Annotated in this window: 10 protein-coding genes; 1 reads left to right on the top strand and 9 read right to left on the bottom strand. The window is 49.0% G+C overall.

Annotated elements, in window-relative coordinates; all coding sequences use genetic code 11:
* Positions 1-44: 44 nt before the first annotated feature.
* From QNO02_RS01860 to QNO02_RS01850, 3 genes are all read right to left on the bottom strand, one after another.
* Positions 45-218, bottom strand: coding sequence for a hypothetical protein (locus tag QNO02_RS01860; RefSeq protein ID WP_176873052.1), 174 nt, complete (start codon positions 216-218; stop codon positions 45-47).
* Positions 219-317: 99 nt separating this feature from the next.
* On the bottom strand, positions 318-1,511 hold the full coding sequence (locus QNO02_RS01855; protein ID WP_289390910.1) for a DUF2087 domain-containing protein: 1,194 nt from the start codon (positions 1,509-1,511) through the stop codon (positions 318-320).
* A 216-nt stretch (positions 1,512-1,727) separates the two neighbouring features.
* Positions 1,728-3,701, bottom strand: a complete 1,974-nt coding sequence (locus QNO02_RS01850) for a methyl-accepting chemotaxis protein (RefSeq protein ID WP_289390909.1) — start codon at positions 3,699-3,701, stop codon at positions 1,728-1,730.
* A gap of 267 nt (positions 3,702-3,968) precedes the next feature.
* Between QNO02_RS01850 and QNO02_RS01845 the strand changes: the two genes are divergently transcribed.
* The gene (locus QNO02_RS01845) at positions 3,969-5,369 is read left to right on the top strand and encodes a serine hydrolase domain-containing protein (protein WP_289390908.1); all 1,401 of its coding nucleotides are present in this window, start codon (positions 3,969-3,971) and stop codon (positions 5,367-5,369) included.
* Positions 5,370-5,538: 169 nt separating this feature from the next.
* On the opposite strand, the gene nagZ is transcribed toward QNO02_RS01845, so the two are convergent.
* The 6 genes from nagZ to QNO02_RS01815 form a co-directional block, all read right to left on the bottom strand.
* Positions 5,539-7,257 (bottom strand): beta-N-acetylhexosaminidase, encoded by a 1,719-nt coding sequence (nagZ, locus tag QNO02_RS01840; protein WP_289390907.1) that lies wholly within the window; start codon positions 7,255-7,257, stop codon positions 5,539-5,541.
* A 31-nt stretch (positions 7,258-7,288) separates the two neighbouring features.
* Complete coding sequence (locus QNO02_RS01835; protein WP_289390906.1) at positions 7,289-8,485, bottom strand: exo-beta-N-acetylmuramidase NamZ family protein; 1,197 nt, start codon at positions 8,483-8,485, stop codon at positions 7,289-7,291.
* A complete protein-coding gene (locus tag QNO02_RS01830; RefSeq protein WP_289390905.1) occupies positions 8,485-9,195 on the bottom strand; it encodes a hypothetical protein in 711 nt (236 codons plus the stop codon). The genes QNO02_RS01835 and QNO02_RS01830 overlap by 1 nt, the downstream gene beginning before the upstream one ends.
* Positions 9,196-9,243: 48 nt before the next feature.
* A complete protein-coding gene (locus QNO02_RS01825; protein ID WP_289390904.1) occupies positions 9,244-10,353 on the bottom strand; it encodes an ABC transporter ATP-binding protein in 1,110 nt (369 codons plus the stop codon).
* 43 nt (positions 10,354-10,396) lie between these two features.
* Positions 10,397-11,230, bottom strand: coding sequence for a carbohydrate ABC transporter permease (locus QNO02_RS01820; protein ID WP_017691096.1), 834 nt, complete (start codon positions 11,228-11,230; stop codon positions 10,397-10,399).
* 64 nt (positions 11,231-11,294) lie between these two features.
* Complete coding sequence (locus QNO02_RS01815; RefSeq protein ID WP_289390902.1) at positions 11,295-12,218, bottom strand: carbohydrate ABC transporter permease; 924 nt, start codon at positions 12,216-12,218, stop codon at positions 11,295-11,297.
* Positions 12,219-12,238: the final 20 nt, after the last annotated feature.

Raw genomic sequence — 12,238 nt, 5'->3', positions numbered from 1 at the left:
AACAACGCTCAGGCGGTATTTTCATTTCTGAGAAAGAAGGTACTTTACGCTCCATTTCGTTCCGCAGCTGCAGATCGGCGACGCAGGGACAATGAAATAATAGCCGGGATCAGTCCAATGGCAACCAAAGCTCCACCAAGCAAACCAACGGATGCTAGCGAGATGCTTTCTACAACAATACCTCCGATTACAGCCTCTACAGCTGCCCAACTGCACAATAGAATTATTCGAACTCATGATGATCCCTGAAGCCTGAGAAAATTAAGCAATTCTATGCATTCGCTTGAATAAGAGGGGTTTGGTACGGAATAACGGAGTTAAACCGATTGCTTTTTATCTCCGTGGTACCCTTGATCTCCATAGGGCTCTAACTGTTCAAACCAGCGATTCAGACATTTGGCGAGTGCATCTTTGGGATCATAATACGGGTTATCATCTTGCTTCAATGTCTCCAGCACCTCGATCACAAACGCATTCTCTCCATATTCATTCCATTCAGCCTGCAACCTTCGATTCAGATGACTACCCATCTGTAACATGAACCGTTGTCCGTTAATGGTTTTCAGGTTAAGTGTGCTGTCGATATAAACTTTGCCGTTACGTTCATTCCGAATCTGGTAGACGCCCGCTTCCGTTTTAACTTCTTTGGCCTGTTCCTGCAATTCTTTGCGACGATTCATCTTCTCCTGCTCCCCCTTTTCTTTACGTTCCTGTTTTCCATCTCCGGTGCTCTGTTGATCTGCGCTGCTTGCCAGCCAATACTGACTGCCGTCTGGCTCACGTTCCAGCAAACCATAGTCGACGAGATACCTCCGTATTTCCACGTAATCATCATGAACTTCCTTCAGCAGCTCATTGACCTGTTTCTCGGAATATTTGCGCTCTGTCTCGAATCGTTTGGCAATTTCGATAAGCACAATATATTTATGCTTTTGCTGCATATGAAACGTCGTCAGCCGACCGCCAGTACCCTCTGGAAAATACTTATTCAGCACCTTCTCCCGATCCTGTTCTGTAATATCAAATGAATCACGACGGATCGTATGTCCATGCCTTGTCACCGGTGACACCCATTCGGCTGGAGCCTGGGTATCCTTACTTTTGAGCAGTTCCATTAATGCCAGGAATATCTTGGCCTGCCGTTCCTTCTCCTTCAATACAAATCGATGATTCCGGATCGTGGAAGCACTCCCGATACCAAGGGCCTTCTGTACTTCAGCATCCTTCTTTCCTTCATGAAACTGGGCCAGTAATCCACGCTGGACATCAGACAATCCGGTTACGCTTTTATCCAGCTCCAGCAAATACTCAAATACCGATCCATGAACCTTCTCAATATGCACTCGCATATAACGGGCTGCCTCATAGAGCACTCCTTCTTCAGGGTAGATAATCCCCGCTTCCGTCCTGTAACCGCAGCAGACACATATATAGGCGGGACCCTCCTCCATATAACCACGCTTGATCTCTTCCAATGAAGCTGTTTGCAACCAGGATTCCGATGATTTCATGTAAAAGCTCCTTTTTATCATTGTATGGTCATCCAACCGTATACTAATTAATTATTTTATAATTTTGTTTGTTTATATATAGACATAATATAATTTTGTTTATTATATGTCAATATAACGGAAAAGGATGCTGTTTTTGAAGACATAATGGATACCCCTTGTTCAACAGTAAAAAGACCGCAAGGTCGCAACCCTGCAGTCTCATTTCAATCCCTGTTACAACTTAAAACGTTCAATCATGCTTTGCAGGTCTTCAGCCATACGTGACAATGCTGCCGAAGATGCTGCGACCTCTTCCATGGTAGCCAACTGCTCTTGAGCCGCCGCTGATCCATCTTCCGTTCCAGAGGCAATTCTGTCCGACAGAACCATTGTATCACTTACTGCCTTGTTGACATGACTCATGCCACCATCAATTTGACGGGAAGCCGCGGATACTTCTCCAGCTTGTGCAGCCACCAACTGTACCGCAGTACGAATGTTCTGGAATGCTTCGCCCGCTTCCGTAACCATCTGCGAACTCTTCACCATACCTTCTCCTGTACGGGCAAAAGTGGATTGCACCGCATTGGTTTTCTCCTGCATCTCATGCATAAGCTCATTAATCCGCTCGGCTGAAGCGCCTGAACTGTGAGCCAGTGTCTTCACTTCGTTGGCTACAACAGCGAATCCTCGCCCTTGCTCGCCAGCTCTTGAAGCTTCAATGGATGCATTCAATGCGAGGATGTTGGTCTGCTTGGCAATGGCCGTAATCTCGGCAACAATCACCAGAATCTCTTCATTTTTCGCGCGCAGATCCTCAATGACCACAGACATGGCTTTGCTCTCGTCATTCACCTGCTGAATATGGGTAACCGCTTCTTCCACTGTTACCATGCCCGCTTCCGACTTAGTGGAAGCATCCAGAGCGATACGAGCGGTGTCTTCAGCACTTGATGAGATTTCTTTGACTCCAATGGACATTTCGCCTACGAGTTGGCCTGTAGCAGCAAGACTATTGTTCTGCAAAGTCGTTCCCGCAGCTGCATCCTGCATCAGTTCAGCCACCTGTTCTGTGGCTTTCGATGTCTGCTCCGAACTTGCCATCAGCTCTTCCGAAGATGCCGCCAGCTGGCTGGACGTATCATGTACCTCTCCAAGCACATTACGCAGTGAAGTCGTCATCGTGTCGAAGCTTTCTCCAAGCAGTCCGAACTCATCCCGGCGCTGCAAACCTACCCGAACGGTGAGATCCCCGGCACTTACTTTCGATGCCGCCTGTGTTAATTGCAGTAATGGCCGATGAATGCTGCGAATAATGAAAACAAGCAGAATCAGCCCAATAACCAATGCAGATGCCACAATTGTAATAGAACGAATCAAAATAGGCATTACGGCTTCAGTTGCTTCGGAAGGAACCATCTCGCCAACAATTTTCCAGCCTGTCACCGGATTGGTGAAATACACAGCTTCCACTTCGTGACCATCATATGTATACTTCACCGTTCCGCTTTCTTTCGTATACATCTCATTAATGTAAGGTTCATCCGACTGTGTACCGGATTCAATATTGTAATGGAACAGGAACTTCCCACCGTTATCCAGCATGTACAGTTTGCCTTCTTTACCGATGCGTATCTGATCTACGGAATCCTTCAGATGATTGAGACTGACATTAGCCCCGAATACCCCTTTGCCGTCGGCCAGCTTGGCCGCCGCAGTCACAACCCATTCACCCGTTGAAGCCGACTGGAACGTATCCGAGATTACAGTTTCATCCTGAGACATGCCCATCTTATACCATGAACGTTCTCGAGGATCATAATTCTGTTCCTCGGATTCTGGGGATTTCATCCAGCTGCCATCGTCCGCACCTGCGGTAAGTACACCCAGTTCCTTATGATTCTGAGACATCCGATCCATCTGCCTTTGCAGTGCAGGGGATTTATTAATAATATCGATTGAAGTAATACCCGCCGCCATCTGTGCCGCGTTATCCTTCTCCATATCCAGCATTTGATTTATCTGCAGACTAAGCATTTCTGTTTTGGCCTGTGCGGAACGAATAATTTCCTGCTTAACCTGGTCAGCAGCTTTTTGATAAGACAACCAACCCACGGTAATGCTCGGAACAATCAAGAACAGGAGCAATGCAGCGATCAGGCGTTTTTTTACGGTTAAAGTAAACCAATTTCGAATCCTTTTCTTCATTTAACTATCCCCCATCATAATCTTCACCCATCCTTTTATCGGACAATCGCTGTAAAAATATTATGTATAGATACTAAATTAGTACAAATTTAATTTAAATGATCTGATCAGATGATATGAATTATATCTGCTTAATCGTTTTGACCCTCTACGCGAGATCGTTTACAATGCTCATAAGCTGGCTATTCATGAAACGATTGGAAGGAGAGGATTCAAATCTTACGCAAGTCAAATGAAAGACAACGTATTTCCACGTTATATTCATCCATGTTCCGCATTCTGTTAGCGCTCATCCTGTGCGCAGGCCCGATTCTGGGACAAGCTGGTATTACGGCATCCGCAGCGCAGGCGACGCAAGCAGTTCACATTGAAGTGAATGGTGAGCAACAATCCTGGAAGAACGCACCACTTATAATCAAAGGCTCAACGTTTGTCCCATTGCGGGATGTGGTCACATCGGTTAAAGGCACGTTGAAATGGGATAATCGCACCAAAACGGCTACCATTACCGTTGGCAGAGACAAGCTGATTCATCAGGCTGGCAGCAATTCCATTAAGGTAAACAAGGTCGATCTGGCTACAGGTGTGAATTCACGTACCGTTAACGGTACGTTGATGGTACCTATCCGGGCCATGGCTAATGCAATCAAGGCAGACATCAAGGTCCAACGCACAGCCACGGGGCAGATGAGTGTAAAAATGGTCACTGATCAAGTCAGCCTACTGAACAGCGAGGTTGCCAGCGTAGATACATATCTGCGTGAGATCAACTATCCAGGTATGGCTCTGATTGCCCGCGATGGTGAAGTGCTTCTAAAGCAAGGCTACGGACTTGCCGATGAACAGACGCTGAATCGCCCGGATCAGAAGACCCGAATCGCATCGCTGAGCAAATCCTTTACGGCCGCGTCCATTCTGAGTCTCGTGGAGGATGGTAAGATTAATGTGCAAGATCCAATCTCCAAGTATATCTCTGGGATACCAAAGGGAGATCAGATCACGCTGCATATGCTGTTATCCCAGACTTCAGGTCTGCCATCCGCATTTGGTCGGGGTGAAGGAACTTCTATGGAAGAGACTGTAGAAGAGATTCGTCACAAAACGCTGAAATTCGAACCGGGGAGTGCCTATCTGTACAGCAACAGCGGTTATGTTTTGCTCGCATACGTCGTTGAACAGGTATCTGGCATGAGTTATGCCGACTACGTGCAACAGACGATACTGAAACCACTTGGTATGAAAAATTCGGGAGAGGCCTCCCGTAAAGTGCATACGATTAGTGGTTTTGTTCAAGAAGATAACGCATGGGTAACTGCGCCTTACTATGTGTCTCAATCCGGTTCAGGAACCATCTATTCCACGGTGGACGATATGCTGAAATGGGATCGTGCGCTCTATACAGACAAGATTTTAAGCCAGGATACGATTGAACAGATGTATGAGCCTTATTCTGATAAAAACTATGGCTACGCCTGGATTCTCAAAGAGAATGGCACCAACCTTACCGTCTTCCACAACGGTAGTGGTGGCGGGTTTGCTACAGCCTTTTCACGTAATCTGTCCGATGATATCACGATTATCCTGCTCGGCAACCATGCAGGTATGGACATGACTTCACTTTTGGATGAAGTTGAGGCCAAAACAGCAGCAGCACTGCAATTGCAATAATCCATAATTAATCGTTTATACAGAGCAAAGAGACGGTCCTTTAAAGGATCGTCTCTTTGCTCTGTATATGTTTTCATTTTAACGACTCACACTTCCGTATAAGCTCAGCCCACAATCCAGCTCTTCTTCATCCTGCAAAAGGCAGATTAACTCATATTCTTATCACTGCCTAGGAGACATCCGCTCTTTCATCATCTGTCTGCTTTAATGTTACAGGAAGTTTCCCCGCAAAAGGAATGCGCCCCGTTAGCGCCTGAGCGACGCTATCCATGGCAAGTGGCCGGCTCTCGTAAGCCGCTACATAGACCTGGGCATCCGGGAGCGCCAGCAGATCATAGGGGCTTCGCAATGCCACAACAGCCAGAGGTTTGCCCAATTGCTGTATCCAACCAATCAGCCTGCACTGTGGATCGCCGGAGGGACTTCCCGCATTGTAGGTACCCACCACAATCTGCCGAATGTCATCTGCTTCCGCTGCCTGAAGCAGACGGGCGGAACGAATGGCAACTTCCTCGGGCGTGACCGTCAGATCGACAACATCCAGACCATAATTGGATAAGGCTGAGCCCAAGGTGAACGTCTGAGTCAGCTGTTCGTCGGCAATTGTCGTCACGGACGTGGCAACCGTTATGACCAGCGTGCGTTCCGACTTCAAAGGCAACATATTCAGCTGATCGCGCACCAGTGTGATACTATTCTCGCTAATACGGCGGGCAACCTCTTGGTGTAAAGAACTGTTGCGCTCCGACCAACTGGATAGAGCAGGAGTGTTTGATGCCTTTGACAATGATGCATTCGATACTACAATATTCACTTCATCATCACCTGCACCGCCCATTCCACTCTCCAGCAAACCACGCTTCGCCTTGTACATCAACAAGCGATTCACCGACTCATCAATACGTCTCTCGCTAATCCGCCCGCTCCCCACAGCTGACAGCAACGCTTCAAATGCCTCTGCCTGAAGCTTAGCCGTATGGCTAATTAACACCAGATCTGCCCCAGCCTCTACCGCCATTACGGCTGCATCGACAGTGCCATAGTTCACGGCAATAGCATCCATCTCCATGCAATCTGTCACGATCATGCCCTGATAACCCAGTTCCTGGCGAAGCAGACCGCTTAATACGGTTTGCGATAGCGTTACGGGCAGACGCTCTGGCTCCAGTGCAGGAAAATAAATATGCGCCGACATCATGGCATCGACACCTTCGGCGATAGCCGCTCGGAATGGAATCAACTCCAGGCGCTCTACCCGTTCCCGATCATGAGTGATGATCGGGAGGTCCAGATGGGAATCGGTATCCGTATCCCCATGCCCCGGGAAGTGCTTGGCTGTCGCTGCAATCCCAGCGTCCTGAATTCCCGCAATGGTTCTGGCTCCATATTCTGCAACGGATTGTGGAGATTCGCCGAATGATCGTACACCGATGACCGGATTGGCCACGTTATTGTTCACATCCAATACTGGAGCAAAGTTCATGTTAATGCCCATGGACTTCAGTTCCAACCCACTGATACATGCCGCCTGATATGCATCGTCAATGGAACCGGCAGCGGCAATGGCCATTTGTCCAGGCATCAAGGCAATTCCTTCGGTAATTCGAGCAACCATGCCGCCCTCCTGATCAATGGATATCCAGAGCGGCACATTACCGCTGCTTTTGGCAATCTGTTGTAACCCTGACGATAACCGCTCTACCTGCTCTGGCGACTCAACGTTGCGCGCAAAATAGATCACGCCACCGATGGGATACTTTCGGAGAAAGGGTTCCACATCGCCAGCAGCTTCGGTTCCATGAAAGCCACAAAGCAGCATTTGCCCGACTTTCTCACGCAAAGTCATCTGTTTCAGCTTCGACTGGTATAACTCTTTTGGCCCACTCATTTCATGCCTCCCTCCGCTAACAAACATCCGTTCATTCATATAACAAAAACGGCTTTCGCCGCTCCTTCCATTCCGCTGCCTGTACATTCCACGATTCGATTAAACGAACGAAGCCCGCCCGGTCATGGATCGTTTCCCTGACTTCCTTCCCCCCTGCCAGCAGGTCGATAAAGTACCTTGAACCCGGCTCTGGTGGCTCCAGCCAGCAGAATTGCTCCGGATAGAGTGACACCAGTTCATGCAAAAGCACTAACCCTGTCTCTACCGCCCGAAATTTCCTGCTGTCAGTTACAAAAATCCTTACGCCACCACACAGCTCACCTGCGTATTTGGAGAATGTTGGGGACATGTATCCTGGATGCACATGTACACCTTCCAGCTTGTATTCCCGAAATCGTTCCGCCAAACGTTCACCCTCAACCCAGGGTGCCCCAATCCACTCGAATGGGCGGGTCGTGCCCCTGCCCTCCGATACATTAGTGCCTTCGAACAGGCACGTACCCGCATATACCCGCACACTATCCAGCGTGGGCATATTGGGAGAGGGTAACATCCAGGGAAGCCCACAATCCGCAAACTCCATGGAGCGCGGCCATCCTTCCATGGCAACCACGTCCAATTCGCAAGGTACATCCATCTCGCTGTTGACCATCAGGGCGAGTTCACCTACCGTCAATCCGGTACGTACAGGTACACGCCAAGCGCCAACGAGTGATTCATACCCCGCGTTCAGCACACCGCCTTCCACAACGTTTCCACCCAGCGGATTGGGACGGTCCAGAATCAGCATACGTTTGCCTGCTCCAGCACAGGCATCCATCATATGGAACAAGGTTGAGGCATATGTGTAATAACGGATGCCCACATCCTGAATGTCAAACAGGACCGTATCGACTCCAGCCAGCATTGCAGGCGTAGGTTTCTTATAATCTCCATACAGGCTGAACACCGGAATGTCCAGAAGTGGATGAAGCATGTCTCCGAATCTGACACCCGCCTGAAGCTCTCCATACAGTCCGTGCTCACAGGCATAGAGCACTGTAAGCTCGGCATTAGCCAGTCCGGCGCACACATCTATTGTCGATACAAAATCCGCTGTAATACCAGTCGGGTTTGTAATTAGACCGATTCGATTACCTGTTATCCATGGATGCGATAACCCTCTGGACAGAAGATCAACTCCCGTTTTTACAGCCGGGATCTGCTCGGTCTCATTCAACTGACCCATCACACATTCCCCTGGCTTATCCAGCCTGTATGCTGGTGATCATTACCGCCTGTTACGACAGGCTCTTCTTCAGGCTCCAGCACATTAAGAGCAACCTTATGCTGATAGATGGCAAACATACCTCCAAACAGCGCTCCGAAACCAACGACAGTCAGCATCAGCAGCGCAGTCAGGCACATGGCCTGAAAACAAGCGCCCATCGTGTACCCCGGGTGACGGAAGAACAGCTTTACACTTTCCCCCATCGCTTGAACGATGCCCATGTTTTTTTGTAAAACAAGCTGCCAGGTATAGAACTGTGACATCAGCGCCATGAGAACAAAGAACGTCTGGAATACACCCACTGCTGTACCTGTAATTCCACCCTGTCCACCGTAATACCACCAGGTTGACCATAGAATGAAGCCAAGCACCGCGAAAAGCACACCCAACGATCCTCCCGGGATTATTCCCTTCAATGTTCCGACACAGATATCCTTAAGTCCATTGCGCCGTTCCTTACGCTCCAATCTGTGATGCACGGCATAACAAACACCGAACAGGATGGGCATATATATCAAGGCCAGAAGCAGCACCGCGATCGGCAGCGGAGCAAACATCAGAATGGGAACCAATACGATGGAACTAACGACACTGTACAAGGCCACCGAAATAATATCCCGATAGATTTCCGCACCCGACTTGATCAATACTTCACTCAGCTTACGCATTTTTATTCTCCCCTTTCTCACCGTTCCTTCTTCACCAGGCATCGTCTCTTACTCACGTCCGATCGCAAGCTCCGTCTCTGGATCAAAAAAGTGCGCCTTACGCAGGTCCAGTACAAAAATTTTGTCCATACCTACATAAGCATGTGTTTCCGGGTGAACCTTGGCCGTAACGGTACGGGCACCGGAATGGAAGTACACCAAATTCTCGGAGCCCAGATGCTCTACAACCTGAACTCGCGCCTGCAGCATATGGTCTGTCGGGATGTTCGGAGCGACATCATCACCAAAAATATGTTCTGGACGCAGACCCATAATCACCGGCTTGCCTTGATGACTCTGAAGACGAGCAAGTACATCTGCTGGCAAGGTGAATGATGCTCCCTCGATGACAACCTGCGTGCCTTCAATCCGTGCATCAATGAAGTTCATCGCCGGGGAACCAATAAATCCGGCAACAAACATATTTCGCGGACTCGCATACAGCTCTTTTGGTGAAGCCACCTGCTGAATGTCTCCATGATTCATGACAACTATGCGTTCCCCAAGTGTCATGGCCTCCACCTGATCATGCGTCACGTACACAATCGTGGCACCGAGACGTTTATGCAGCTCTCCCAACTCCACCCGCATCTGCACCCGCAACTTGGCATCCAGATTGGACAGTGGTTCGTCGAATAAAAACACCTGCGGATCGCGGACGATCGCCCGGCCCACCGCAACACGCTGGCGCTGACCACCAGACAGCTCGCGTGGTTTGCGCTCCAGCATCGCTTCCAGTCCAAGAATGGAGGCCGCATTCTGCACCTGTTCATCAATATAGGACTTTGGCTTTTTCAGATTTTTCAGGCCAAAGGAAAGATTCTCACGGATGGTCATATGCGGATAAAGTGCATAATCCTGAAACACCATCGCGATATCCCGATCCTTCGGATGCAGATCGTTAACAAGCCGGTCACCGATCACAATATCACCGCTCGTTTGTTTTTCAAGTCCGGCAATCATCCGCAGTGACGTTGTCTTGCCACAGCCCGAAGGACCCACAAACACTACGAATTCCTTATCTTCTATAACAAAGTCCGAGCCGGCCACAGCCGTGAACGTTCCTTTATGATCGTCTTTGAATTCTTTGCGCACTTGGCGAAACTCCACGCGTGCCATAGGTAGATCCCCCTTTACGTTGTCGCTTGTCCTGAACTAACAGTTAACCTTTAACCGCACCGATCGTAATGCCCTGCAGGAAATAACGTTGCAGTGAGAAAAACAGAATGATCATGGGCAGTGCACCAATTGTTGCCCCTGCCATCATTGCGCCGAAGTCCGTTGATTCGGCAAATACAAACGAGGCCAACCCCACCTGAATGGTACGCATCTCGTTGGAATTGGTAATGAGGAACGGCCAGAAGAATTCGTTCCACGAAGCCACAAACGTGAATATCGCCAGCACCGCGATTCCCGGCTTTGCCATCGGCAGAATGACTTTCCAGAAGATACCGAACTCGCTGCATGCATCGATACGCGCCGCATGGATCAGCGATGTGGGCAGCGTGGACATAAACTGTTTCATCAAGAATATGTTCCCTACGCTAACGGCAGCAGGCAGAATAATGGCCGTATACGTATCCCCCAAGTCAAACACGTTGACCATCAGAATGTACAAAGGAATCAGCGTCACCTGTGCCGGGATCATCATTGTCCCAAGCAACGTCCAGAATACCGCCTGACTACCCGGAAACTTCAGTTTGGCGAACGCATATCCCGCCAGGGAGGCGAAGAATACATTTGTTACGGTCAGAATGATCGAGATGAGCAGCGAATTGTACAGCCAGCGCCAGGCATCAGTTTTGGCAAAAAAGCGCTCATATGGTGATAATGACAGCTGCTCTGGAATCATCTGTGGTTTAAACGAAGCCGACATCGCGCTATCCTGCACCGAACCAACGAGCATCCAATACATCGGAATGACCGTCACCAGTGCCCAGACCACCAGCAGAATGGATGCAACAACGAGCAGGATCTTTTTCTGTGTTGATTTCATGGATTTCATTCACCCCCGGATGCTTAATGCAATGTGCTCTAATAGCACGTGTTTTGAACTACCTCTAATACTCAATATCGCTGGAGAAATATTTGAACTGAATGACGGAGATGACAATGATGATAATCGCCAGTACGAACGACTGAGCCGAAGCCAATCCGAACTCATAGAACTTGAATGCCGTCTCGTAGATCAAGTAAGCGATTGTAGTTGTCGCAAAGTTCGGTCCACCCTGTGTCATCAGATATACCGAGATAAACACCTGGAAGGATGTAATGACACCCGTGACGAGCAGATACAGCGTAGTTGGTTTGAGCAGCGGCCATGTAATCTTGCTGAACTGGGTCCAGCCGCTGGCATGATCAATATCCGCCGCTTCATACAGCGATTTCGGAATACCACCCATGGCTGCCAGATACAGAATAATGCCCGCTCCGTGTGATCCAAGCCAGTTCATCAGAATGAGTGAAAAGAGTGCCGTTCCCGATTGGCCCAGCCAGATTACCGGGTCAAGACCGAACAGGCCGAGGAAGCGGTTCAGCAGTCCTGAATCCGTCGGGTCAAAGATTGCCAGCCATACAATGGAGATGGTTACCCCGGAGGCTACCGCAGGCAGATACATGGTAGCTTTGAAAAAAGTCTGCCATTTAGTTTTCATTTGATAGATGAAATAAGACAGTACAAATGTAATGAGAATATTGACCGGGACTGTGCCTACGGTGAAGATCACTGTATTTTTAATCGACTTCCAGAACGTCTCATCCTTCACTAAACGCTCGTAGTTATCCAATCCAACCCACGTTGAGTTCATAATGTTGTATTTCTGGAAGCTCATCACAAGAGCCGTCAGAACAGGATACAGTGTGAAAATGAGAAACAGCAGGACAGGCGCCAAAATAAACAAATACGCCCACCCGTAGTCTCGCCAAAACCGGGCAACCCGGGAAGTCCGAGGCACGGACGGTTTTGGCGCAAGGGCGGTCTGCATGGCGAATCCTCCTCTCCTAA

Origin of the sequence: Paenibacillus sp. PK1-4R (assembly GCF_030369595.1) — a bacterium.
Lineage (GTDB): Bacteria > Bacillota > Bacilli > Paenibacillales > Paenibacillaceae > Paenibacillus.
The sequence above is the reverse complement of the archived record's forward strand: the minus strand, read 5'-3'. Positions and strand labels throughout refer to the sequence as shown.